We start from the raw sequence: 25,389 nt of genomic DNA on the forward strand, positions 1-25,389 counted from the left end.
CGGCCGGTCAGTCTGCCGGGAAGCGGCCGATCACCTGGTAATGGGACCCTTCCGGGCGTTGCGTGCTGCTGAACAGGCTGACGTGATGCACGCCGAAAGAAGGCAATTCGAGTTGGCCGTATTTATCCAGGAAGCGGTTCAGGCTCTGGGCAGGCTCGCGTTTGTCCTGGCGGGCCGCGTATTGACGGGTGCGCCGCCCGCGAAACCGGGCCAGTGTGATGTGCGGTCGAAACCCGCGCCCCTGGCTGGTGACGTTCAGGGGCTTCAGCCGTTGGTGGATCTCTTCGTGCAGATCGATCAACGGTTCCCGGTCCAGTACGCCGGCCCAGAGGTTTTTGGGGTATTGGGGGGAGCCGAAAAGACCGACACCCGCAACGGTGACCGGAAAAGGATCCAGCGGCAGGCCGTAAAGAGCATCGTAGATGACGGGCAGGTTGTCGTCACCGACATTGCCGATAAAGCTCAGCGTCATGTGGAGTTGTCCGGATGTCTGCCAGCGTGCGCCCTTCAGTTCGCCCCTGATTGCGGTCAGTGCCTGACGGACATCTTCCGGTAACTCAAGACCAACGAAGAGGCGAAGCATAAGTTTCTCCCTCATTTTATTTTTCAGTTTAGTCGTAATTATCTTTTTGTGACGCCAACCCGTAACTCGCCCCACTTCTGGAACGGTCGGGTTAAGTGTGTGTAATTTAAACGATTGATTAATAAACCGTATTCCTGTTTTAACCCGCATCCGCGCCGAGTTTCGTTAAGGTGGAATGGTGTTGCCCGGACATGGTGTCCCGGGCTTATTCAACGGAAGAACCTACGGGGACTCTATCGCTATGAACACCAAGACGAATCTTGCATACGTCACGCTGCTTTCCGCTGCTGTATTCGCTGCACCGGCTGCCCTCGCGCAGGACAAGCGTGATAGCTCAGGTTTCTACATCGGTGGTAGTTACGGCGGCTTTAAATCCCACGGCGGTGAATTCAAGGACGAGAACGACCTGTTCGCCGGCACCGTCGGGTATCAGTTCAACCAGTATTTCGCCCTGGAGGGTGACTACCTGGATTTCGGCGAATTCGGCGAGGACGATGACGTCAACAGCGACCTGAAAGGTCTGGCACTGTCTGCCAAGGGCCGCCTCCCCGTAACCGAGAGCTTCGGCGTGTACGGCAAAGCGGGTGCCTTCGTCTATTCCTATGACGTGGATGCCTTTGACGAGAGCGAAACCTACGATGAAGTGAGCCCGGTGGTCGGTGCGGGCGTGGACTTCCGCGTTACCGATAGCCTCACGGCCTATGCCGAGTATGACCGCTACAACGTGGACATTGATGAAGACGACTTCAACGGCCAGGTCACCAACGACGGTCCGTCCTTCGACACGGCCCGCGTCGGTCTGAATTACATGTTCTGATCGTCCGCTACGGCATCAGGAAAGGACAGGGAAGACGGACGAGTGTGATCGGGGGCAGGATGACCCTGACTCGTCCCTCGGAAGAGGCACTGGATGGTTGCCATTCAGTGCCTTTTTTTGTGCATACACAGAAGCTGTCAATTGCTTAAAAGGTAAACAGTTCGTTGTTTTGAATCCCCTTTTAGCTGGCAGGTAATGATTCGTAACATGTTGTAATTTGGGGATTTACGTACGTGCTTTCAAAAATGCTGGCTGTATAGTGAGCATCTCTGACACATAGGTGCTGGCTATGAGAATTTCACGCTGTATTACAATTTTCCTTCTTACATCGGGGGTGTTGGCTGGCTGTGGCGGAGGAGGTTCCGGCGGCAGTGACAGTGGCAGCACCGTTTCGGATGCCTCGGAAACCACCAGCAGCGGCAAGGCGACCGTGGCGGCGAACCCGGTGGAGATGTCCGCGGGCTGCGAGGTGGATCAATACCAGGCTGACCTGATCGAGCTGATCAACATCGCCCGCTCCGAAGCCCGGATGTGTGGTGACGATCATTACGAGGCGACAGCGCCGGTCATCTACAGTTGCACGCTGGAGGGCGCAGCCAGGACGCACAGCGTGGACATGGAAACCCATAACTTCTTCAGCCACACCGGATCGGATGGCCTGACTGTGGGCAATCGGGTCACGGCAACCGGCTACGAATGGTCCATCGTTGGCGAGAACATTGCGGCCGGCTACGATTCACCGGCTTCCGTGACCGCCGGTTGGTTGGCGAGTCCGGGCCATTGCCGCAACATTATGGATCCCCGTTTTAAGGAGTTTGCCGCGGTCCGGATCGACAGCACGTCGGCGTCCAACGACTACAGCAACTACTGGACCTCCGTTTACGGAACGCCTCGCTGATTGCTCGTCACTCTGCAGCACCGCAAGGACGGGATGGATCCCGTCAGATTTTCCTTCTCTTTTTGCTTCCTCGCTTTCCCGCTTACTCACAAAACGGCCAGAACTGGTAGATATGCCGGCATCTTAACTGGGCTTCGCACTGCTCCAGTTGGGCCGCATAGGTGGTGGCGTGGGTCGTGACCCGGTTGGCCACACGCTGCACCCAGGGGCGCTTCTTGTAGGTTTGGCGGACGAAGCCCGTCGGACCTTCGTGGTAGGCCAGGTAAAGATCGCGGGTATTGTCCAGTGACAGGCCCAGCTGGCGATGGGTCCGTGCGTTGTACCAGCCGATAAAGTCCAGGGCGTGTTTCATCTGGGAGCGGTCGGCGAACACGCTGCCGGCGTCCTCCATGTACTCGCCCCAGGCGGGATCGAGTGCCTGGGCGTAGCCAAACGCGGAAGTCGGGCGCGACCAAGGGATCACGCCAAACAGTTTGGTCCGTGGCGGTTGGATGCGGCTCTGGAAGGCGGATTCCTGGCGCACGAAGGCGATCTGGGTGGCGATGGGCGTGCCCCAGCGGGCCTGGGAGGCCGCCGCCTCATCGTACCAGTCCGGATGCTCGCTGAAGATGTCGCAGATGTTGTCCGGATTGGTCGGCGGTGCCGGAACCAGCACCCGATAGCCACCGATCAGCCACGACAGCGCGCCCACCGCAATAATGGGAATGGCAAATTCAGCGGTGAACAGCAACAGACGCTTGGCTTTGGCTCGAATAGTGGTTTCCTGCGGTTCGGGGCGGTGTTCTACACGGCATTATAGCCCGCTCCCGGAGGGCAGGAGCGGGGATAACAGGATGGTAAGGCATTCAGCCTTCGCGGCTGGGTGGGGCCATGAATTCCGGGCCGACCGGATCCGTAATGTGTTGCTTCAGGATGTTATTGATCGCCGTCATGTCCTCTTCGGCGAGCGACCAGCCCTCCACATTGCTGACCGGCTCCAGCTGTTCCGGCCGTCTGGCACCCCAGAGTGCCGTGGTCACGCCGGGTTGGTCGATCAACCAGCGCAGGGCGAGGGCCAGGACATCCTTGCCGAAGTGATCCCGGGCATAGTCGTCCAGTGCGTTGACGGCGTTGAGGTACTGCTGGAAGCGGTCGCCCTGGAACTTGGGATCGTTGTTACGCAGGTCGTCGCCTTCAAACTCACTCTTGGGCGTCATCTTGCCGCTGAGCAGGCCGCGGCAGAGACCGCCGTAGGTGATGGTGGCGATTTCGTTGTCGCGGCAGTAAGGCAGGATATCGTCCTCAATACCCCGCTCGAACAGGTTATAGGGCGGCTGGTCACTGTGCAGGGGCGCGAACTCGCGGAACTGGTCCATTTGCTCCGGCGAAAAGTTACTGACCCCGATTGCACGGATCTTGCCGTCCTTGAGCAGCTTCTCCAGGGCACGGGCGGTTTCTTCCATGGGTGTGACCGGGTCGGGCCAGTGCACCTGATAGATGTCGATGTGATCGGTCTGTAGCCGCTTCAGCGAATCCTCGACTTCTTTCTCGATCCGCTTCGCGGTGGCATCGCGCCAAACCTTGTCGTGCTCGTCGGACCAGTTGAGCGCGACCTTGGTGGCCAGTGCTACCTGCTCGCGGCGACCGCCCGCCAGGGCCTTGCCGACGATCTCCTCGGAACGGCCGAAACCGTAGACCGGCGCGGTATCGATCAGTTTGATGCCCTTGTCGATCGCGGCATGGATGGTATCGATGGATTCGGCTTCGTCCGTGCCGCCCCACATCCAGCCGCCAATGGCCCAGGTGCCCAGGCCAACCGGGGTGACTTCGATGTCCGTATTGCCAAACGTCCGGGTCTTCATGGTGCCTCCTGTCGTGTCGAAGATGTCAGGCCGGGGCGAACCGACCCAGATTACAAGCCTTGGGACGATCAGCGGTGAGATCAAGTGCTCGCGATATCCAGGTCAACTGCCGGCCCTGGTGAGACCGCTATGACAGTACGCTGAGAGGGTGGTGCCGGATGTGACGATCAGGAAAGGTTGAGACGCCCGCAGTCTGTGACCGCGGGCGTTGAAGATTACTGGCCGCGTTCTGCGGTACGCAGCGATTGCTTGAGATGGTCCATGGCACCCAGGCTGGTGAACACGTCCAGGCTGTTGACCGGCGTCGCACTGCCGTCACCCACGTAGTAGGCCGGCATCTGTATCTGCGTCTCCTTCAGGGCCGGGTACATGACCTGGGCGATATCCCGCTGGATTTCCGCCATGTAGATATCGCGCGCAGACTGCTTGGCCATCAGGTTGGCCTTGGCGACTTCGGCCTCCGCCAGACCTTTCTCGCGGATGGCTTTGGCCGCGTAGGTGGCGGCATCGGCGTTGGCTTTTTGAATGTCCCGCTCGGCGGTGGCCACTTCAAGCTGGGTTTGCTTCTCAAGCAGGGCGACAGCCTGTTCCTTTTGCTTGCGGACCTGTTCCAGCTCCGCCTGCTGGCGTTCCATTTCCACTTCCTTCTGTTTGGATATGATCGCCAGCTCCTTGGCACGTTGGGCGTCCTGGATCGCGCGGGCCTTCTCGATCTCTTTCTCCAGTTGCGCGGTCTTGGCTTCTGCCCGTGCCGTTTCCTGGGCCTGAATGGCGGTAATCCGCTTGGCGACCAGGTCCTTTTTCTTCACCAGCAGTTCGTCCAGGCGGTGCTCCGGAATGGGCCGGCCAATGGTGACCTGACGGACCTGGATGCCGTAGGAATCCAGCGGGTTGGCCAGCCGCTTGGCCTGGCCCTTGTCGTTCTGCAGGATGATGTTTTTCCACACCAGTTGGACCTTGTGTTCCAGCTTGTCAGCGTCGTCGTTGGTTGATGACACCGCCGCCAGGTCTGTCTGCTCCACCTCGACCTGCCGGCGCTCGGTCTGGTACAGGCCGTTCTGGAGCTGGTCTTCGAGCTGCACCTTGAACTTGTTCAGCCCGCCCTGGAAGAACTCCTCGCCGGTGTATTGGGTGGCGGTGACCACCGTGACGTTCTTGGCGTTCTTGAGCAGCAGCGAGTCGATCAGGTTGTCGTAGCTGCGGAATTCCCGATGCATGGCGATGATGCGTTCGGGATCGGATGACAGCTTGAAGCGGAACGTCGCCGGGATGCTGGCCGTGTAGGTATCGGCAAACTGGACCTCGACGTTACTCAGCTGGCGGGTGGCGCGGATGACCTCGCCGCTCTCCTGATTGCCGAAGTTGAGCGTCATCGCCTGGTTGTAGGTGTAGACATTGGAAAAGAAGGGCACTTTCAGGTGGACGCCCGGTTCGGTGAAGACCCGAATGGTGCCGAACAGCGTGTCCTGAACCACGTAGGTGTAGCCCAGTTCGGTGGTAAAAAAGGAGGAAAAGCCCAGCATCAGGGCGATTACGGTGCCGGCAATAGCGGCGAAATAGCGCTTCAGATGTTGCCCCAGCGACGAGGAGAGGGAATCAAACTGCGATTTTACGGCCTGGTTCATTATTAACGTCCTGTAATGCGTCATTCCTTAGGGCCGGCAAAAATACACGGCTTCGTCTCCGAGCGCTACGCCTGATTGCCGACGTTGGCGTGAGAAGAAGCTCAAATGGGGCAAAGATTTTAATATGTTTAACACTTTGAAACGTTGAAAATCAGATGCAGGGATGAATCTCTGGTAATGTTTGGTGGAGCGTCTGCGGTGCACGCAGGGAGCGACTCATCCGGCGCGTTCGAAGCGCGTTTTTCAGGGAATAGAAGCAGTAGGGTGGATTATGAGCACTGAACGTTACCGTATTCAGTTTGACGGCCGCATCGTGGACGGGTTTTCGCCCGAACAGGTGAAGAGCAACGTACAGGCGTTGTTCAAAGTGTCCGAGGAGCGGGCCGCGCGCCTGTTCGATGGCACATCCCGCAATCTCAAAAAGGACCTGACGCTCGATCAGGCCAACCAGTATCGCGACCGCCTGCTGAAAACCGGCGCAGCGGTTGTGATTCAGCCCATGGACGCGCCGCCCGCCGCGGCGCCGGTCGAACCCTCCCAACCGAAGGAACCGGAAAAGCCCCGCTACGCCACATCGCTCAGTGAGCTGGCGGTGGAGCCGGTGGAAGGCGAGGAAGACAGCGCGGCGGCCAACGAGCCGGCACCGAATCCGGCTTCGGCAGCGATGACGGCGGCAGACGAGGGCGCGCAAACGCCTCCGTCCGGTCCCGCCCGTTTCGAGGCCAAGCCGGTTGGATCGACGCCCATTCAGCGTCCGGTCAGGAAAACGGTCGACCCGGAGGATTTCCGGGATGCCGAGTTCCGTTTCACCGGTCAAGGCGGTGAGTACTTCGGCATCTGGATCGTCAATATCCTGCTGACAATCGTCACCTTCGGGATCTATTCCGCCTGGGCGACCGTGCGCAACAACCAGTATTTCTACGGCAATACCCAGTTGGATGGCGCCAGCTTCCAGTACCTTGCAGACCCGGTCACCATTCTCAAGGGGCGGCTGATCGCGTTCTTCGCCTTCATCCTCTACGCGCTGGTGGCCAACCTGGTGCCGGGCGCGGCGATTATCATGGGTATCGGTTTTATGTTTGCCATCCCCTGGATTGTCATCCGCTCGCTGCGTTTTCGCGCCATCAACAGCGCCTACCGCAATGTGCGCTTTGATTTCGAAGCCAGCTATGCCGACGCGCTGATGGTGATGGTGGTCTGGCCCTTCCTGAACCTGTTGACCTTGCTGCTGCTGACGCCGTTCAGCGTCCTCAAGACGCACCGTTTCATGGGCAACGGTTTCCGTTACGGCACGAGCCGTTTCAGCTTCGACAGCACCAACGGCGAATACTATGCCTTCTTTGGTAAGGGGCTGCTGATGGCCATTGCCTTTGGCATCGGCGGGATCGTGGCGTTTACCCTGATCAGCCCGGCGCTGGCGTTCGTGGTAATCATGGCCGGTTACCTGGCGGTGTTCGGCTATTTCATGGCGGGACTGACCAACATCTTCCTCAACAACCTCACGCTGCGCGATCACAGCCTGCATTCGCACCTCTCGCCGAAGCGGATGCTGTGGATCTACGCGTCCAACAGCGCACTGGTTGTCCTGACGCTGGGCCTGTTCACCCCTTGGGCCAAGGTGCGCATGGCGCGTTACCGGGCCGCTTGCACCGAGATGACCGTCGCCGGCGACCTGGATGGCTTCGTAGCCGCGGAAGATCGCCGCACCAGCGCGCTGGGTCAGGAGCTAGGCGATGCCTTCGACGTCGGTATCACCGCTTTCTGATATGAAACTGACCGGAGATTACTACAGTGGCGCCACCTCCCGGCGGCGCCCCTCCAGGCTGTTCCTGGACGACGACCAGTTGACCCTGGACACCGGCGACGAGCGCCATCGGTTGGAATGGCACGCCATCCGGGTCTCGCCGCGGGTCGGCAACACGCCCCGTTACCTGCACCTGTTGGAGGACGGCGTATTTGAAACGTCCGATAATGACGGCGTCGATGCGTTGACCCGGCACTTCCAGACCGGTCGGTTGTCGCGCTGGGTTCACCGCCTGGAAAACCATCTGGGGTTAATCCTGATTGCTGCGGTGGTCGCCGCACTGACGACGCTCGGCAGCTTCCTGTACGGCTTGCCCTGGACATCGAAGGTGGTGGCGGACATGATGCCGGCCTCGGTGGTGGACAGCCTCAGCCAGACCACGCTGAACACGCTGGATTCCAGCGTGATGCAGCCCAGCACGTTGCCGGCGGATCGACAGGCGCAACTGCAATTGACCTTCGCTCCCTACCTGGAGACGATTCCCGGGGAGGATGTGCATGTGCTCTTTCGTCACAGTGACGCGGTGGGGGCCAATGCGATGGCCCTGCCGGATGGCACTATTGTTTTCACCGACGCCATGGTGACGTTGGCAAAGGACGACCAGGAACTGGTCGCGGTGTTGTCCCACGAACTCGGGCACGTGGCTCACAATCACGGGATGCAGGGCGTGGTCCATTCTTCTCTGACCGCCTGGCTGCTGGTGATGATGACCGGCGACCTGACGGCCTTTGCCGATACTACCGTGACCGGTCCGGCTGTGCTGCTCAACCTGGCCTACTCCCGGGATATGGAGCGGGAAGCGGATCAGTACGCGCTTGACCTGATGCAGGCGCGGCAGGTGGATCCCGGCCATTTTATTGCCATCATGCAGCGTCTCGAGGGCGGTGAAAGCAGTGACGAAGACCAGCAGGACGAGGACTCTGGCTGGCAAACCGCGATCAATGGCCTGATGTCTTCCCACCCTCTGACGGATGAGCGGATCGCCCGGTTCCGGGCGGCTGAAGGGTGACCGGGAGAGCGTCTTTCAGATCAGCCAGCCGGCAGCCAGACCGACGGCCAGCGAGGCCAGCATGGGGCCCAGGACCCGCAGACCCAGCCCGCGGGTACCCATGCCCAGGGCCAGCCCGGCTTTGACCAGATTGTTCACCGAAGCGGCCAGGATGATGCCGATGACCGCGGTGCCGGGATCGATCGCGTCCCGCGCCAGGCGGGTCAGCGAGAGGGTGATGGCATCCACATCCGCAATGCCCGACGCCGCCGCCAACACATAGACCCCCGCACTCCCCAGCCATTCCTGCAGCCACTCGCCCAACAGCAGAATCACGGTCAGCAATCCGCCGAAAAACACCGCCGAGCCGAGGTCCAGTGGGTTCTGGTTGAGCGCTGGCTGGCGCACGGTCGGGTGGGTGCGATAGCGGCGCCAGATCACCATGGCCGGCAGGTACAGCGTTAGCGCCATCACCGCAACAGGAACGAAAAGGCGGTCGAACAGGTCGACGTTGATGGCGGCACAGTAAATCAGTATGCGCGGAAACATGGTGCCGCAGGCAATCAGGATGCCGGCCGCCAGCAGGCGATCGATATCCGGCACGCGCCGGGACTGCCGTGAGAAGTGCAGGGTCAGGGCGGTGGACGAACTCAATCCGGCGAACAGGCTGGTGAACAGCAGGCCTTTTTCGGTGCCGCCCACGCGCACGGCAAAATAGCCGACAAATGAGATGGCGGCGATCAGCACCACCATCCACCAGATGGCATAGGGATTCAGCACGCCGCCCGGGCCCATGGGTTGGTTGGGCAGCAGGGGCAGCATCACCACGGAAATCAGCAACAGCTTGAGTGCCGCATCCAGTTCGTGGGCCTGAAGGCGATTCACCAAGCCGTGGATGGCCTGTTTGTTGTCCAGGATCAGTGCCGTGATGACGGCACCGGCCACCGCCAGTGTCCGGTCCACGGACACCGCCACAGCCCCCAGGCAGAACGTGAGCAACACGCCCACCAGGCTGGTGATGCTGTAGTCCCGCACCTCGCTGACATGAGCCCGGTACGCCACGATATTGACCGCCACCACACCCAGCAACAGGGCCGGCAACACCCAGGGCGTCACCGTTTGCGACAGTAAGGCTCCCAGTCCGCCCAAAAGGCCCACCAATGCGTGGGTGCGGATCCCGGCGATGCGCTCGCCGGCTTTTTTCTCCCGGGCTTCCCAGCCTCTTTCCAGCCCGATCAGGCTACCGAGCAATACCGCAACGGCGAGACTGATGGCGGCGTGGTTGTGGTTAAGGAAGGTTTCGGTCAATGCATTCAAGGGCCGAATCATCCATGGCAGGAAGACAATTGTGCGTTTGAGTATAGGCGCTGGTTCAGAACGTTATGGCGACGCAAATCAATTAAAAGAAGCGAAGGTGGTTGAATAGCCTATTCAAGGTCCGCGGCGGGGTGACTCGGGTACTGGTCTGTTCACCCCGCCGTGGCGTTTGGTTTGCGGCACTCAATCAGGAGTGTGGAGGTCGTCTATGACGCCAGCGGTTTTGTCGTTGAGTTGTGGAAATGCCGGACGCCGGATGGCAAGCGAGGCTGACGCGCCTTTAATCTTGGAAGGCGGCGTCCGGCGACTGCCTTATTTTTGTCTCTTCTTGCTGAAACGGCTCACAAGGAAGAGCGCGGCACCAGCGGTAGCCATGAGGCCCAGCATTCCGGGTTCCGGAACAGATACCGGATCGGGGGTGCAGTTATAACGGCATGTGTGTTGGCCCGCAAATGCAATGGCTGGCAGTGCAGTCAATACAAAAACAATCAGTTTATCCATGACATTGTCCTCAATGTAGACCCATGAAGGCCCACACAATAAGCAGCATATAGCGTGCCTGAATCGGCGGCGGCGTAAATCAACGGCTTGCAGGGCGCTTGTCGTCAGACTGTAAAGTGCGCCGACTCCCCCTGATGCGTCTGATTTTTCGATTACGCTGACAGGGCCGTGAATTCAACGGGTTGGGCTTCGTCCAGATGAGGCGGGAAAACGGGCGCTGTGTCAGAAAAATTGGCAGTGCCGGCAGGCGAGGGCGGCCCATGGCCGGCCGCCCGAATTGAAGTGGTCGGATTTACTCTTCAAGGATAAAGGCGGTCTTCTCCAGCGTGTTCTCTTCCTCGTCCACGAACCGGAACAGGTTCCAGCCGATCCGCACCACATCGTTGTTGTTCAACCGCTGGCGTCCGTCGATACGGATGTCGTTGACGAAGGTCCCGTTGGTGCTGTTGTCGTCGGTTATGTAGTAGTCGATGGTGCCTTCGAGATACGCGTTCGGCTCCACATCGATATAGGCATGGCGGGCGCTGACGGAGATCTCGTCGATCTGGATGGTGTTGTCCGGGTGACGTCCGATGTGGACGCGTGGTCCGTCCAGTTCGAACGTGTTGACAACAAGGTTGTCGACCAGATGGGAAAGCGCTGCCATGTCATGACTCCTTGAGAATGAGTACGACGGACACGTTGTCCGCCGCCTGGTTTTCGAGACTGGTGTGAATAAGTGTGTTGGCCTGCTCGCGCAGCGGAACTCGTGCCGGCATCAAACCGGGCCAGTCGGCCTCGGGCACCGCTTCGGTCAGGCCATCGGAACAGAGCAGAAGCCGGTCGCCGCGCGCCAGCTGTAAGCGGCACAGGGATGGCTCGGCGGCCTCGTTGGAGCCCAGCGCCTGGGTCAGCACGTTACGGAACGGCATGCGTGGTGCTTCGGCCTCGCTGATGCTGCCGTCGTCGATCATGTTCTGGACGACGGTGTCGTCCCGGGTTTTCAGGTCCAGCTGGTCACCGCTCAGGTGGTAGCAGCGGGAGTCGCCAATGTGTGCGACCAGCGCATCGCTACCCTGGATCCAGACCAGCACGATGGTCGTGCCCATGTTGCCCAGTACCGGATCTTCCTCGCGCAGCGCCTGAATCTGCTCATTGGCTTCGTTGACGGCGTCGCGAATGGCCCGGACCTGGTCGGCGTCGTCCACGGGAGGCTGGTTGACCAGCGGCACCAGCGCCTGGGTAATGACGTTGACGGCCACCTGGCTAGCGATTTCACCACCCTTGTAGCCACCCATGCCATCGGCCACGATGCCCAGGGCCCGGGTGCTGTCCGGGCAGACGTGCCAGGCAATGGCGTCCTGGTTGCTGACCCGGCGGGTGCCGATGTCGGTGAGTCCGGTGGCGATGAGCGTCATCAGGTAGCCTCCTTGCTGCCTTCACGCGCAGCGGCCCGGCGCAGGGCGTCAGCCATGGCGCCAGCGCTGGCGAAGCGCTTGGCCGGATCCCGCTGTATGGCTTTGTTGATGAGTCGGACCACGCCATCCGGCAGGTCCGGGTTGAATTCCCGAACGCTGCGGGGGCGCTTGTTCAGAATCTGGTAGGTCAGGTTGGCCAGGGTGTCGGCGTTGAATGGTGTCGCGCCGGAAACCAGCTTGTAAAGCGTCACCCCGAGGCTGTAGGTGTCGGAGCGCCCGGTCACCCGCTGCCCCTTGAGCTGCTCCGGTGACATGTAGAGCGGGCTGCCCATGACATTGCCTGTGCGTGTGCGGGAGTCGTCGGCGATTTTGGCGATACCGAAGTCGGTGATTTTCACGTCCCCGCTCCTGGCGTCGTAGATGATGTTTCCCGGCTTGATGTCACGATGGACGATTTTCTGGCCGTGGGCGTAGTCCAGGGCTTCGGCGACCCGGGCCAGAACGTCGAGCACCACCGGCAGTTTCAGCAGTCGGTCGGGCTTGCCCCAGGCACTGAGCGGACGGCCTTCAGCATAGTCCATGGCGATGAACGCCAGGTCTGCTTCTTCACCTACATCATAGACCGTGACGATCGCCGGGTGGTTCAACCGGCCGGCCGCCTCCGCTTCCCGGAAGAAGCGGCTCTTGAGTTCGTTGAGCTCGGTGCCCTCGAACTGGGCGTAGCTGAAGGTCTTGACGGCGACCCGGCGAGCGATCTTGGGATCCTGCCCCAGGTAGACCACACCCATGGCGCCGCGCCCCAGTTCCCGTTCGATTTCGTAGCGTCCCAGCGTCGGTTTGCTGACGGATGTGTCCGGCAGGACCAGGGTGCTGGTGGCGTCATAGCTGATCGGTTGAGGGTTGGTGCCGGTTGCACCGAACTGTTCCAGCGCCTGCAGCCGCTTGGCGACATCCTTGAAGCCCTTGCGCTGGGCCAGGATCTGGCGATAGGTGTCGGCGGCCGCCTCGTACTGGCGCTTACGCTCCTGCTGGATGGCGATGTCGTATTGCAGGTCGAGGCTGGCCTGGCAGGGTGGGCAGTCAGCCAGGGCGGCCAGAGCCTCGTCCGGTTGGCCCTGCTGAAGCAGCAGTCGACCCAGCTGGCAGCGGGCCTGGCGGAGGTTCCGGCGCAGGCCTCGAATCTCACGGAAGGGCTGCATCCAGAACAACATGATGGCGAAGCCCGGAACCAGCACGGTCAGTACCGTCCCCATGGGGATCCAGGTCTGGCGGTAGAGTAACAGGATGGCTTGAGCCACCAGCAGGCCGATCAGTGCCAGCGCCACCAGCAGGCTGGAGAGCCCCGTGCCGAACGCCGGCATCCCGAAAACCAGCAGCAGGACGACACCGACCACCAGGCCACGAATCAGGTGAATGCTCCAGTCCGGCTGGTGCAGCTCCTGGCGGCTGAGATATTGCTGGAAGCCATTGCCGGGCGGGGGAACCGCTTCCGCGCCGCCTTGATCGGGCACGTCCCGTAATGTGAGGAAGGTGGCGTGGTCCAGGTGGTCAATCAGGGGCAGCTGGTCGCCGGCCAGCACGGCAACCAGGGCGAGAGCGACGACCACCAGACGCAGACTGAACATATGGGAAAGCAGGAAGCGAATGACGGCCACTCCGTAAAAAGATGTAAAACGCCTTTACGGAGTGTAGGAAGTGTAACTTTCCGGGACTATTGGAGTTTTTTGGTTTTTTGTAAGCAAATGTGTTGCCGGGCCCTGCCGTTGCCCGGCACTCGCCTGTCCATTCAATGGGTCTGCCGGTACCAGACTTCCACGCGCCCGTTCCGGCTCGCGCCTTCCGCACCGCCACTGCCGGCGACCGGCACATAGTGGCCGTAGCCCGTATACGCGGACACGTTGATGCCCTGCTCCTTGCGCAAAGCCTTTTTGACCGACAGGGCCCGCAGCTCGGAAATCATCTGGGCGCGCAGTTCATTGGCCTGCTTGTCGGCGTAGCCAATCAGCATCAGGTCGCTGCCACTGGCCTGATGGGCGTCCAGGAAACGTTTGAGTCGGGCCAGGTCGCGGTGGGCCTTATTGTCCAGGTGGGTGCGGCCTTCGGCGAAACGAAAGTTGACGCTCAGACGCTGGAAATCGTGGGTGAGGGTGCGCAGCGAGGCAGGAATGCTGTCACCGCGATCATCCTCCACCGCCTGGATATTCTGCGAAATGTAGCCGGTCTGCTGAACGATATCCTGCCCTTTGGGGCCCTGCACGAATTCCAGGAAGTCACGGGTCACCGGGCTGTCATCGCTGCCCATGGAATAGAGAAACAGGCGGCGGGAAAGCGGGTAATCCTCAGTGGCGACATTGAGTCGGGTCGGTAGCAGGGCCGCAGAATCGCCATCGGCGATCGCAAGCACCTTGCTGTTACGAACCGAGGCGAGGCCGGTAAAGCCGATGCCGGCTGGATCCTGGCTGACGTCGTCGGACAGCCGGTCGTTAGACTCGTAGCGTTTGGCGTTTGGGGTCAGGTTGTACTGCTTGCCCAGGACCAGGTGATGGAACGTGTCCCAGGTGCCGGATCGCTCGTCCCGGGCGTAGACGTGAATCCCGCGGTCCGGTCCGCCAATCTGTTTCCAGTTGCTGATCTGGCCCGCAAAGATCTTCGCCAGCGTGTCTTTTTGCAGCGTCTCAATCGGATTGGACGGATGCACCAGGATGGCCAGCCCGTCAATGGCAATGATGTGCTCGCTGGCCCGATCGCGAAGGTCAGTGCGTTTGGCTAGCAACTGGACCTCTTTGTCTTTTGCCGGGCGCGAGGCGGCAGCGATCTGGGAGCTGCCTTCCATCAGCCCCTTGAAGCCTGTAGATGAGCCATGGGCTTCCACCCGGGCTTCGAACAGTTGGCCTTTCAATTGGCCGGTGATGCGCTGCTCATTCTCGACCGGCGTGCTTTTAATGGCGATGTTACTGGCGCCGGCCTGTTTCAGGTAGCCGGCCACCAGGGCCGGCGCGAGTCGGGCGCCAATGGTGTTGGAGCCATGAATTTCCAGATCGTTGGCGCAGGCGAGGGCGCTGATGAGGGCAAGCAGGGTAGCGCTGGCGAGCGTGGCCAGCCGGCGGACGAAGGCTATCGGCACGATACTGTCTCCGGTTTCTGGGAAAACGGAACGGTATGACAGCTGTGTGACATTACAATGACAGCGTCGATAACCGATTGTGATCCGGAGCATTATTTCCGGTTGCAGACGCTTGTCCGGCCGCTATCGGGCGGTCTCTGGCCCCGGCTGTCACAGAAATTTAAGAGAACGGGTGTAAGCCTTTCACCGTGGGTCTGTCGCTTATTAAGGATGGGTGACATCCTCTATAAAGGCATAGCGAATAGTCTTGATAGGATTGTGTGGGCCCGGATGGCAATGGTAATTTTAGAGCATCAATGATTTTTGGCGGACGCGTGTACGCTGAGCCCGGGTAATCGAGAGGAGAACACAGAATGACGGCATCGACGGAACTGAACGAGAAACGGGAGGTCCTGGCGTCTCTGGAACCCCTGGTCGAAAAACTGACGCAACGCCACCTGGACGAGCGGCGGTTGTGGATGCCCAGCGAATTCCTGCCTTCCAGCGAGGGGATCACGGACGACCAGGAACAGTATCTGGTTGATCTGCGCGAGCGCGCCCGGGGTCTGCCCGATCCGGTACGGGTGTCGCTGGCACTGAATCTGCTGACCGAAGAAGGCCTGCCGCACTTCCATCGCCTGATTGCCGTCCACTTGGGCCATGGCAACGCGTGGGAGCGCTGGAACTTCCTCTGGACGGCGGAAGAGGATCGTCACGGCTGCGCGCTGCACGACTACGTCCGCGATACCCGACTGTTCAATATGGAAGCCTTCGAGAAGCTCCAGTACCTGTACCTGGAGTCCGGTTTCGATCCCGAGTGGCATGACGATCCCTACCAGCTGCTCGCCTACACCAGCCTGCAGGAGCGCGCCACCCAGGCGGCTCATGCCAACACCGGCAAGCTGGCGGCCAACTACGATCCGGTCATTCAGCGCATCCTTGGACACATTGCGGCCGACGAGTCGCGGCATTTCCGGTTCTATCGGGATGCCTTCTGTGGCCTGCTGGAAACCGACAGCACCCGGGCCATGCAATCGGCCCTGAAAGTGACGCCGCGCCTGGCGATGCCGGGCCACAACATCGCCGGCTACGACGACATGGCGGATGTGGTCCACCGCGCCGGCATCTACGGTCCCCGGGACTACCGCAAAGTGGTTCAGCAATGTCTGGACAGCTGGGGGATTGCCGATCTGGTGCCCAACGATGCGGCCGGCCGTGAGGCACAGGACAAGCTGATGGCTGTGCCCGCCCGTCTGGATAAGCTGGCCAGCCTCATCGAGCGCCGCATGCGCAGCAAGAGCTTCAGCTTCGACTTCATCAATCGTCGCGTGATGGATTTCGAGATGGAGACGGCCTGATCCGGGCATGGCGTCCCGAAAGCGATGGATGGCAACCGGTCGGTGTCCAGCTCCTCAATGGGGCGCCGACCGGTCATCTCTATTCCTGGCTTTCCCCCTTAACCCGCATTTCCACCGTGTCGTGGAGCCAGTGCTCCATTTCGACGATCAGGCATTGGCCATAAACGCATACAGACCGCTCCAGTCGAAGGGCTGGAGAGCCTTCGCGCACCTGCAGGCACAGGGCCTGCTGGTCATTCAGGCAGGTCGATGAAATGCCGATGTTCAGTGACCGCTGGCGATAGCCGTAATGCCGGCTGACGAGATCCGTCAGCGACCCGCTCAGATCCTGCTCCAAAAGGCCTTCGAAGGCGTCCTCCCGGTAATAGCAGGACTCCAGCAGCGCCCAGCGCCCGTCGATCGATCTCCGGCGGATGACTTTGTAGACCGGGGTCTGGCTGCTCAGTCCCAACGTCCTGGTGATGGCCACCGATACCGTTTCCCGCTTTGCCGAGATCAGCTCGGTTTCCAGTGACCGCTGATGTTGCCTGGCTTCGTGCAGGATGCTGTGGGTTCGTGTGGGATCGTAGATGAAGACCGGCGGTGACACGTACCAGCCGATCCGGTTGAGTCGATAGATCAGCCCGCGATTTTCAAGGTGGTGCAGGGCGTCACGGGCATTGGCGCGACTGACCTGGAGTTGTTCACACAGCTGGCGCTCAGAGGGAAGGCGTCGTCCGATCGTCAGTTCTCCGGCCTCGATTCGGTCTTGAATGTGGGCGGCGACTGACTGGTAGGTGGCACGTTGTGTCATGGCAATCCTGTTTGGATACGGGTGCATTCAGTTCAGCCCAACTTGATGACCGATATGTGACAGCGGTTTGTGAATGTAAACTGGTACATACCAGTTGTCACAAAAACGTCAATGGACTGACATCGAAATCGAGAATGACTGACATCTTCCCTTGCCAATCTGGTACGTACCAGATAACCAGAATCAAGGGAGTGCCTCATGCTTTTCTCATCACGAATATTGATGGCCGCAGGTCTGTCGGCCTTATTGCTGAGCGGTTGTAACGGGGAAAACGGTGATGTTTCGGCCGACGGCGGAAGCAGCTCGGATGCCGGCGACAGCAGCCAGCCCGAAAAGCCGGTCGTGGTTGCCCCCAGCGCCGATTCAGCGCCGGATTTCATGGTGCGGCCCTACTTGCAGGCGCCGTCGCCGGACGGCATGACGGTCCTGTTTGAGACGGCTGACGGCTCGCCGGAAGTCTGGGCCCGCCCGTTTGGCAGTAGCGATGCGTTTAACAAGGTGCCTGCCGACGCCGTGGCCGACGGTGAACAGGTCTACCAGGCACGCCTCGACGGCTTGTCCTCCAATACGCTTTACGAGTACTACGTGCTGACGCGGGATGGCGAAGGAGCGGTTCAGGTGACTCAGCCATTTGCGTTCAAGACCTGGCCGGTTGCTGCGGATGGCGTCGACAAGGCGGAATTCCTGGCGTTGAGCGATACCCAGCTTGATCGGTCAGAGTACTTGGACGTACTCGACAACGTGGTGGAAAAGGGCTTCATGACCCTGGAATGCGATGGCAGCCACCCCGAGACCTGCGCTGAAAACATCGCCGGCATCACCATTTCCGGGGATGTGGTGCAGGTCGGCGGCAACCGGCAGGACTGGCGGGAGCAGATGTTCGGTCGGATGGCCGCCATCACGCCTTATGTGCCGCTGATTACCGTCCCGGGTAACCACGATTACTACAGCGATGCTGAGATCAAACTCTACCGGACATACATGGCACCACCTGCCAATGGCTCGGTGGGCTATGATGAACACTGGTATTACCTGGATTACCTCGGCTTGCGCCTGGTCGGCCTGGACAGCTATCCCATTTCCGGCGCGCACGGGGCCTTTAACCGGGACACCCTGGCGATTCAGCGACAGTGGCTCAAGGAAACCCTTCGGGATGCCCGTCTGTCCGACATGCCGTTCGTTTTCGGCCTGTTTCACCACGGCTGCCTGTCTGAGCTTTGGAACGTGGGGGAAAGCATCGGTTCCTGTGAGCTGGTGGCCGAACTCGAGCAATACAGTGCCGATACCGGGGCGATTACCGGGCATCTTTTCGGCCATACCCACGCGTATTCGCGAGGGCAGTCGATGAATGTGCCGCATCTGTGGCTGGACGCCGCCAGCGCATCCGGCTATGTCGAGCCCCTGGACGACGTCGGTCACCAGAGCGACCAGATCCGGGATTATGACACCTTTGCCGTCAGTCGCAGTGAGTTTGGCTACAACGTGCTGACCTTCCGCTTCGAGCCGGATCCGAGTCTGACCCTGCAGCGGCGCAAAGGCGGTTATGACGGTGACACGGCGTTCGACGTGGTGGATGAGGTGACGTTCCACGCCGAGCCCAATAACGCCCTGCCGGTGATCACGGCGGGCGAGGGGGAACTGCAGCCCGCCGATGTGTCCCTGGGCATCAGCGTCGCGCAACCAGAGGCCGTCGAGGCGGTGCAATGGCAGGTCAGCGAGACGGAGGATTTCAGCGACACCGTCTTTGACATCTGGGGCAACGATACCCGGCGCCACAACTGGTTCTACGACTCGGCCGACCAGGTCGAGGGCAATGACCTGACCGGATTCGAGGCCATCGATACCCAGCAGTTCGTGGACATCCTGACCCTGGACCTGTCGACTCTGGCTGACCAGAAAACGCTGCGTGTGGGTGGCGACGACTACTACCGCTGGAACAAACGCTACAGTTCCCAGAACACCCATGTCTCCGGTTACGATGCCTACGCGGGCCAGTCGCGGCCGAACCTGGCCCTGAAGCCAGGCGCCACCTACTTCTGGCGTGCGCGAACCCGCGACAACACCATGAACTGGTCCGCCTGGACGGAGACCGCCAGCTTCAGTATTGCCGGCACCCAGACCGCCAACCTACTGGTCAACGGTGACGCGGAAGCCGGCGATACCAGCAGTTGGGATCTGGAAGCCGGGTTGATGAGTGCGATTGGCGCCGGCGACAACGGTGGATTCGGTGCCGCGTTGGGCGATTACTATTTTGCCGGCCGCGGGTTCGGGCAGGGTTCGCCGGCTGACTGTTGTGTGGATAGCCTGTCACAGGAGGTGGATCTCTCCGCTTATGCCACGCAGATTGACAGCGGCGGCGCCTATCTCGAATTCGAGGCCCGGATGACCACCTGGGAAGGCAAGGACACCCCGATGGTTTACGTCGAAGCCTATGACGGTGCAGGCGATACACTCGACTGGTCCGGCAGCACGCCGCAGACCATCAGTACCGCCAAGTCCTGGCAGCCGGTGCAGATCAGTGCGGTACTGCCGAGTGGGACGCGTCGTGTGAAAGTCGTGATGGGCGGCGAGCGCCAGGCGGGAAGCGACAACGACGTGTACTTCGATGAGATGACGCTGCACCTGCTGTACTGACGATCGACAAAATTCACCCTGCCTATTTCCGGAATAACACCCCCGGACTCCCGCTCAGGAGCCCGGGGGTGTTATTTTTCAGGGAGAGCAAACTGTCTTGACGAGCAGGGAGGTGCAGCATGGCTGATTTCAGCATGGCAATCGGGCGGGTCCGGATATCCCATCCCATCATCCAGGCGCCCATGGCTGGCGTGTCGACACCGGCGCTGGCGGCGGCCGTGTCCAATGCCGGAGGACTGGGTTCGATTGGTATTGGCGCCAGCAGCGTGGCGGTCGCCCGGAAGATGATCGATGACACCCATCAGCAGACCGCCCGCCCGTTTAACGTCAACGTCTTCTGCCACCAGCCGGAACAGCCGGACCCGGAGCGGGAGGCGGCCTGGCTGGCCTATCTCAAGCCGTTGTTCGAGGAAGTGCAGGCCGAGCCACCGGCGTCGCTGGCGTCTCCCTATCTCAGCTTCGTCGAGAACGAGGCTATGTTCGAGATGCTGCTGGAAACCCAGCCTGCGGTAGTCAGTTTCCACTTCGGTCTGCCGCGCCAGGACTGGATCGATGAGCTGCGCGCTTCCGGCATCACACTGATGGCGACAGCTACCTGCCTCAACGAAGCGTTCCAGATCCAGAAAGCCGGCTTGCATGGCATCGTCGCCCAGGGGCGTGAGGCGGGCGGCCACAGCGGCGTGTTTGATCCCGCTGGCGGGCCGGAACTGGGGACCTTTCCGCTGGTGCGCCTGTTCAGCAATTATTGCCGTCTACCGGCCCTTGCAGCTGGCGGCATCATGGATGGTCGGAGTATCCGGGCGGCACTGGATCTGGGAGCCGTGGGTGTGCAGATGGGCACGGCCTTTATCCTTTCGCCGGAATCCTCGGCCGATGACGCCTACCGGGCCCGCTTCCGCGATGGCGCGGCGATCCAGACCCGCCTGACATCGGTGATTTCCGGCCGTCCCGCGCGGGGCTTTGTCGACCGCTGGAGCCAGGAGGTGGAAACTCCCTCGGCGTTGGGCATCATGCCGGATTACCCCATCGCCTATGTGGCTGGCAAGGCACTGAAAGCGGCCGCACTGGAAGCCGGTCAGCATGGGTTCGATGCCTGTTGGGCCGGGCAGGGCGCACCACTGGCGCGATCGCTTCCCGCCGCCGAATTGGTTGAGCGTCTGATGGAGGAACTGAAACTGGCCTCAGCCGTCGGTCGTTGACCCCAGCCGAAAGTGATCGAGAATCCACTGCCTGACCGTCGTTGCGGCGTCGCTCAGCGGGGTCTGGCGGTTATGCACCAGAAACAGGTGGCGTCGCGCCGGCAGCGTCGTTTCAAAGATCCGGCACAGCCGGCCCGTGTCGAGCGCTGGTTTGCCCAGGATCTGATCGGTCAGCCAGACACCCAGATGGCTTTCCGCAGCCTGCAGGGCCAGGGTGGAGTGATCGAAATAGAGATTGTCCCGTGGGTGGCCTGTCAGGCCCGTTTGCTGGATCATGCGCTGCCAGTCCTGGTGCAGGTGATCGTGCAGCAGTGTGCACCCGTCGAGGTTGCCGCCCTCAAGTCCGGAATGTTGCGACCGGTATTCGGGGCTGCACACCGCCATGACCTCCAGTTTTCCCAGGCCATTGCAGTCAAAACGTGGGTCGGCCTCGGGCAGGTAACGGATCGCCAGGTCGTGATCGCTGCCGTCCAGTGTCGACAGTAACGATGAAGCATGCAGCTGCAGCTCAATGTCCGGATGCGCCTTGCGAAACCTTCCCAGTTGCGGTCCGAAACGGATCATGGCGAATCCCGGCGGCAGGGTCAGGCGGACCGTCCGGGTGCGGTTGATCCGCTGCATGGAGACGGTGACGCCCAGTAACTCCGATAACAGCGGATAGATGCGCCGGTAGAATGAACTGCCAGCCTCGGTCAGGGTGACCTGGCGCGCGCTGCGCTGGAACAGCGGCAGCCCCAACCAGTCTTCCAGGGTTTTGACCTGCTGGCTGATGGCGCCGGGCGTGACGGAAAGCTCGTCGGCCGCCTGCTTGAAACTCAGGGTCCGGGCGGCCACGCAAAAGTAGTGCAGGGCTTTAAGCGGTGGCTGACTCACGATTTAGAAATTCTCTTTCAAGGTCGCAAAAAATATCGTTTGTTGGTGATTAGGCTTCTGTTGAGAATAGCTGAATTCATTCTCAACCTGAACGGAGCGCGTCATGAAGTCAGCCCGCCTGAGCCCCAATGCCTGGATCATCCTGGTGGCTGCCTCCCTGTTGTTGATGTTTGCCTTCGGCTTTCGTGCCAGCTTTGGCCTGTTTGTGCAGCCGATGTCCGAGGCCAACGACTGGGGGCGGGACGTCATTGGCCTGGCCCTGGCGATCCAGAACCTCGCCTGGGGTGTCATCGCCGTACTGGCCGGTGGGTTGGCGGATCGATTCGGTAACACGAAAGTGATCGTTGCGGGCGCGCTGCTCTACGCCCTCGGGCTGTGGCTGACAGCGGGTGTCGATTCCGTCTGGACCCTGCAGATGGGCGCGGGCTTCCTGGTGGGGGCCGGTATCGCCGGAACCGGTTTTGGTATCGTCTTGCCGCTGATGGCCAAGGCTGTAAGCGAGGAGGATCGGCAGTGGGTGCTTGGCGTAGGAACAGCCGCCGGCTCCATGGGGCAGTTTCTGATCGTGCCGCTGGCTCAGCAGTTTATCGACCTGTTTGGCTGGACCGGCGCGTTGAATGTCATGTCCCTGATGGCGCTGGGCATGATCATCCTGGTCATGCCGCTGGCCCGGCTGGTTAAGCCTCAGGTAACTGCGCCAGCGACCCCTGGGGCCGGGACTGAAGCATCCCTTGCCTCGACGATAGGTCTGGCCCGGGGCCATCTTTCATACTGGTTGCTGACGGTGGGGTTTTTCGTCTGCGGCTTCCACCTGGCGTTCATCACTGTACATTTTCCGGGGTATCTCACCGACAACGGCTTTGATCCGGATGTGGCGGCCTGGTCCATTGCGCTAATTGGTCTATGCAACGTGGTGGGCGCGATGGTGTCCGGCTACATCTCCGGTCGGGTATCGATGAAGCGGGTGCTGATGTTCATCTACATCGCCCGGGGTGTGGTGACTGTGGCGTTACTGGTGCTGCCGCTGTCGCTGGCGTCGGTGCTCACGTTCAGCTGCCTGACGGGCTTTCTCTGGCTGGCGACGGTGCCGCCAACCACGGGACTGGTGGCGACCATGTTCGGCACCCGCTACATGGCGACTCTCTATGGCGTCGTGTTCCTGGGGCACCAGATGGGCAGCTTTACCGGTGTCTGGCTGGGTGGCTGGATCTACGAACACACCGGTCACTATGACGCGGTCTGGTGGACCAGCGTCGTGCTGAGCCTGGTGGCGGTCGGACTGCACTGGCCGATTCGGGAATACCGGGTGGCCAATCTGGCGCCGGCGGCGGCCTGATCGTCGGATCAGGCGGCGTTGCCGGATGCCACGCCGGACGCCCACGCCCACTGGAAATTATGGCCGCCCAGGTGCCCGGTCACGTCCACCACCTCACCAATGAAGAACAGGTTGGGGCGGTCGTTGACGGCCATGGTCTTTGACGACAGCTGGCGGGTGTCGACGCCGCCGAGGGTCACCTCGGCCGTTCGATAGCCTTCGGTGCCCGCCGGTTTGATCGTCCAGCGGTTCAGTGTCTGTCCTACGGCTTCAATATCGGCATTCCGATAGCCCTGCAAGGGGCCGGTCCAATCCTGGAGGTCGTTGAAGGCCTGGGCAAAACGCTTGGGCAGGTGGCGGTTCAGGTAATGGGCCACGGTGGACTGGGGCTTTTCCTGGCGCAGCTGGCTGAGGCGTTCCTGCGCGTTCTCGCCGGGCAGCAGATCAATCTGGAGGGTGTCCCCCGGTTGCCAGAAGCTCGAAATCTGAAGCATCGATGGACCGCTCAGCCCGCGATGCGTCACCAGCATGGGTTCCCGGAAGTGCTCGCCGTTGCAGTGGACATCGACCGGGCAGCTGATGCCGGACAGCGGCGCCAGCTGTTCCTTCAGTTCAGGATGCAAAGTGAAGGGCACCAGGCCCGCCCGAGTGGGCAGAACCTCCAGGCCAAACTGTCGGGCGATGTCATAGCCGAAGCCGGTAGCGCCCATGGTGGGAATCGAGAGCCCGCCGCAGGCCACGATCAGCGATTCGCAGGTCAGCGTGCCGGTGCTGGTCCGTACCTGATAACCCCCTGACTGTTCACGGATCGCGGTCACGCTGGTCTTGAGCCGGATCTCGGCGCCCGCCCATTCGCACTCGGTCAGCAGCATGTTGAGGATGTCCTTGCTGCTGTCCTGGCAGAACAGCTGTCCCGCTGCCTTTTCCTCATGCTCGATACCGTGCCGCTCGACCAATTCCAGGAAATCCTGTGGCGTATAGCGTTTCAGTGCTGAGATACAGTAATGGGGATTGGCGGACAGGAAGTTGGCCGGCGTGCTGTTGAGGTTGGTGAAATTGCAGCGCCCGCCACCGGACATGAGGATCTTCTTGCCCGGCTTGTTGGCGTGATCGATCACCAGCACGCGGCGCCCGCGGTAGCCGGCGGTGGCAGCACACATCAGGCCGGCGGCACCGGCGCCGATTATGATCACATCGTAGGTTTGCGGCATGGGGACTTCGGGGTCCGGTTGGAACATGTCAGCGGCGGATTATACGTTTTTCTTCCGTTCGGGTCGTTGTTGGTTCGAATGGCTATAATGAAAATAAGAGATCCTGACGGCAAAGGAGTGGTCATGAGTAACACCGATCCTCATCCGACGCTGTCATCGTCCCGGGATTGCCCGATGGTCGATGGCCAGCACCAGGTGCAACGGGTAAAGGCCCGCATCACCGATGTCGGCGGCATTCCGGTGGCCCGGTCGGTGCCCACCCGGGAGCGGCGTACGATCGGTGCCTGGTGCTTCCTCGATCACATTGGCCCGACCACCTTCGGCCCCGGCGATACCGGGATGCGCATCGGGCCCCATCCGCATATTGGCCTGCAGACGTTCACCTGGATGATCGCCGGGGAGATCCTGCACCGGGACAGCCTGGGCTCCGAGCAGGTCATTCGCCCGGGCGAGGTGAACCTGATGACGGCCGGTCAGGGGATCGCACACACCGAAGAATCCATTGGCGATTCTGACAGCCTGCACGCGGTGCAACTGTGGATCGCCCTGCCGTATGCCGACCGGGAGACCGAGCCCCGTTTCGATCACTATCCCTACCTGCCGCGCTGGCAGGAGCAGGGGGCCGACGCCACCTTGCTGACGGGTCATTTCCGCGAACACAACGCGCCGACCCTGGCCTTTTCGCCGCTGATTGGCATGGATTTGCGTCATCCATCCGGCGGTCCGATCACGATCCCTTTGCGGTCGGACTATGAATACGGGCTGCTGCCTCTGGAGGGCGCATTCACCTGCTCCGGCGAAGCCTATGACGTCAACGAGCTGGCCTATTTCGGAATGGGGCGGTCCGAGGTGACGTTCGAGGCGCCGGCCGGAGGTCGGGCGCTGTTGCTCGGCGGCGAGCCCCTGAACGACGAATTGCTGATGTGGTGGAATTTTGTGGGCTATTCCAGGTCCGAAATCGCCGAAGCGCAGCGGGATTGGGAGGCGGCCAGTGATCGCTTCGGCGATGTGCCCCAATTCGATGGTCCCCGCCTGTCACCGCCGCCCATTCCCTGGAAAGTGTAGGACCCCGGGTGCCCCTCTTTCAGTGTCCCTTCTCTTTGGATTGTCGTCGTAACGCTCTATCCACAAT

The 25,389-nt window shown here is 61.0% G+C and carries 22 protein-coding genes; 9 read left to right on the forward strand and 13 right to left on the reverse strand.

Translation table 11 applies throughout. The features are described 5' to 3' along the window. Nucleotides 1-7 precede the first annotated feature (7 nt). Nucleotides 8-583, reverse strand: a complete 576-nt coding sequence (thpR, locus tag J3364_RS03770) for an RNA 2',3'-cyclic phosphodiesterase (RefSeq protein ID WP_349556875.1) — start codon at nt 581-583, stop codon at nt 8-10. A gap of 241 nt (nt 584-824) precedes the next feature. Here thpR and J3364_RS03775 point away from each other — a divergent pair, with 241 nt between their 5' ends. Both J3364_RS03775 and J3364_RS03780 read left to right on the forward strand, forming a co-directional pair. Next, nucleotides 825-1,400 (forward strand): outer membrane beta-barrel protein, encoded by a 576-nt coding sequence (locus J3364_RS03775; RefSeq protein WP_349556877.1) that lies wholly within the window; start codon nt 825-827, stop codon nt 1,398-1,400. A 289-nt stretch (nt 1,401-1,689) separates the two neighbouring features. Then, nucleotides 1,690-2,298, forward strand: a complete 609-nt coding sequence (locus J3364_RS03780) for a CAP domain-containing protein (RefSeq protein ID WP_349556879.1) — start codon at nt 1,690-1,692, stop codon at nt 2,296-2,298. A gap of 82 nt (nt 2,299-2,380) precedes the next feature. On the opposite strand, the gene J3364_RS03785 is transcribed toward J3364_RS03780, so the two are convergent. From J3364_RS03785 to J3364_RS03795, 3 genes are all read right to left on the reverse strand, one after another. After that, entirely contained in the window at nt 2,381-3,028 is a 648-nt protein-coding gene (locus J3364_RS03785) for a transglycosylase SLT domain-containing protein (RefSeq protein ID WP_349556881.1), read from the reverse strand. A 115-nt stretch (nt 3,029-3,143) separates the two neighbouring features. After that, entirely contained in the window at nt 3,144-4,139 is a 996-nt protein-coding gene (locus tag J3364_RS03790) for an aldo/keto reductase (RefSeq protein WP_203140515.1), read from the reverse strand. Nucleotides 4,140-4,354: 215 nt separating this feature from the next. Then, nucleotides 4,355-5,764 (reverse strand): SPFH domain-containing protein, encoded by a 1,410-nt coding sequence (locus J3364_RS03795; protein ID WP_203140516.1) that lies wholly within the window; start codon nt 5,762-5,764, stop codon nt 4,355-4,357. A 271-nt stretch (nt 5,765-6,035) separates the two neighbouring features. On the opposite strand from J3364_RS03795, the gene J3364_RS03800 reads away from it, so the two are divergent. Both J3364_RS03800 and J3364_RS03805 read left to right on the forward strand, forming a co-directional pair. After that, complete coding sequence (locus tag J3364_RS03800) at nt 6,036-7,529, forward strand: YjgN family protein (protein WP_349556885.1); 1,494 nt, start codon at nt 6,036-6,038, stop codon at nt 7,527-7,529. Nucleotide 7,530: 1 nt separating this feature from the next. After that, nucleotides 7,531-8,577, forward strand: a complete 1,047-nt coding sequence (locus J3364_RS03805) for a M48 family metallopeptidase (RefSeq protein WP_349556887.1) — start codon at nt 7,531-7,533, stop codon at nt 8,575-8,577. A gap of 15 nt (nt 8,578-8,592) precedes the next feature. Here the strand turns inward: J3364_RS03805 and J3364_RS03810 are convergent, their stop codons facing one another. The 6 genes from J3364_RS03810 to J3364_RS03835 form a co-directional block, all read right to left on the reverse strand. After that, complete coding sequence (locus tag J3364_RS03810) at nt 8,593-9,873, reverse strand: MgtC/SapB family protein (RefSeq protein ID WP_349556889.1); 1,281 nt, start codon at nt 9,871-9,873, stop codon at nt 8,593-8,595. 312 nt (nt 9,874-10,185) lie between these two features. Continuing rightward, a complete protein-coding gene (locus J3364_RS03815) occupies nt 10,186-10,374 on the reverse strand; it encodes a PEP-CTERM sorting domain-containing protein (protein WP_349556890.1) in 189 nt (62 codons plus the stop codon). Between the two features lie 292 nt (nt 10,375-10,666). Then, on the reverse strand, nt 10,667-11,020 hold the full coding sequence (locus J3364_RS03820; RefSeq protein WP_349556892.1) for an FHA domain-containing protein: 354 nt from the start codon (nt 11,018-11,020) through the stop codon (nt 10,667-10,669). A gap of 1 nt (nt 11,021) precedes the next feature. Further along, the gene (locus J3364_RS03825) at nt 11,022-11,771 is read right to left on the reverse strand and encodes a PP2C family protein-serine/threonine phosphatase (RefSeq protein WP_349556894.1); all 750 of its coding nucleotides are present in this window, start codon (nt 11,769-11,771) and stop codon (nt 11,022-11,024) included. After that, on the reverse strand, nt 11,771-13,396 hold the full coding sequence (locus J3364_RS03830; protein WP_349556896.1) for a serine/threonine-protein kinase: 1,626 nt from the start codon (nt 13,394-13,396) through the stop codon (nt 11,771-11,773). The genes J3364_RS03825 and J3364_RS03830 overlap by 1 nt, the downstream gene beginning before the upstream one ends. A gap of 161 nt (nt 13,397-13,557) precedes the next feature. Beyond that, nucleotides 13,558-14,895 (reverse strand): substrate-binding domain-containing protein, encoded by a 1,338-nt coding sequence (locus J3364_RS03835; protein ID WP_349556898.1) that lies wholly within the window; start codon nt 14,893-14,895, stop codon nt 13,558-13,560. Nucleotides 14,896-15,248: 353 nt separating this feature from the next. On the opposite strand from J3364_RS03835, the gene J3364_RS03840 reads away from it, so the two are divergent. Continuing rightward, nucleotides 15,249-16,232: an acyl-ACP desaturase gene (locus tag J3364_RS03840; RefSeq protein ID WP_203140525.1), complete on the forward strand. Its 984-nt coding sequence runs from the start codon at nt 15,249-15,251 to the stop codon at nt 16,230-16,232. Nucleotides 16,233-16,311: 79 nt separating this feature from the next. On the opposite strand, the gene J3364_RS03845 is transcribed toward J3364_RS03840, so the two are convergent. Next, nucleotides 16,312-17,025: a UTRA domain-containing protein gene (locus J3364_RS03845; protein WP_349556901.1), complete on the reverse strand. Its 714-nt coding sequence runs from the start codon at nt 17,023-17,025 to the stop codon at nt 16,312-16,314. Nucleotides 17,026-17,247: 222 nt separating this feature from the next. Here J3364_RS03845 and J3364_RS03850 point away from each other — a divergent pair, with 222 nt between their 5' ends. Together J3364_RS03850 and J3364_RS03855 are read left to right on the forward strand one after the other, a co-directional pair. After that, nucleotides 17,248-19,659, forward strand: a complete 2,412-nt coding sequence (locus tag J3364_RS03850; RefSeq protein WP_349556903.1) for a metallophosphoesterase family protein — start codon at nt 17,248-17,250, stop codon at nt 19,657-19,659. 119 nt (nt 19,660-19,778) lie between these two features. Further along, nucleotides 19,779-20,858 (forward strand): NAD(P)H-dependent flavin oxidoreductase, encoded by a 1,080-nt coding sequence (locus J3364_RS03855; RefSeq protein WP_349556905.1) that lies wholly within the window; start codon nt 19,779-19,781, stop codon nt 20,856-20,858. Here J3364_RS03855 and J3364_RS03860 read toward each other — a convergent pair. Then, entirely contained in the window at nt 20,841-21,731 is an 891-nt protein-coding gene (locus J3364_RS03860; RefSeq protein WP_349556907.1) for a LysR substrate-binding domain-containing protein, read from the reverse strand. The genes J3364_RS03855 and J3364_RS03860 overlap by 18 nt on opposite strands. Before the next feature lie 103 nt (nt 21,732-21,834). Between J3364_RS03860 and J3364_RS03865 the strand changes: the two genes are divergently transcribed. Then, the gene (locus tag J3364_RS03865) at nt 21,835-23,067 is read left to right on the forward strand and encodes an MFS transporter (protein ID WP_349556909.1); all 1,233 of its coding nucleotides are present in this window, start codon (nt 21,835-21,837) and stop codon (nt 23,065-23,067) included. An 8-nt stretch (nt 23,068-23,075) separates the two neighbouring features. Here the strand turns inward: J3364_RS03865 and J3364_RS03870 are convergent, their stop codons facing one another. Further along, the gene (locus J3364_RS03870; protein ID WP_349556910.1) at nt 23,076-24,257 is read right to left on the reverse strand and encodes a BaiN/RdsA family NAD(P)/FAD-dependent oxidoreductase; all 1,182 of its coding nucleotides are present in this window, start codon (nt 24,255-24,257) and stop codon (nt 23,076-23,078) included. 123 nt (nt 24,258-24,380) lie between these two features. On the opposite strand from J3364_RS03870, the gene J3364_RS03875 reads away from it, so the two are divergent. Next, a complete protein-coding gene (locus J3364_RS03875; protein ID WP_349556912.1) occupies nt 24,381-25,322 on the forward strand; it encodes a pirin family protein in 942 nt (313 codons plus the stop codon). Nucleotides 25,323-25,389 lie beyond the last annotated feature (67 nt).

The organism is Marinobacter sp. NFXS9 (genome assembly GCF_040148665.1).
Taxonomy (GTDB): domain Bacteria; phylum Pseudomonadota; class Gammaproteobacteria; order Pseudomonadales; family Oleiphilaceae; genus Marinobacter_A; species Marinobacter_A mangrovi.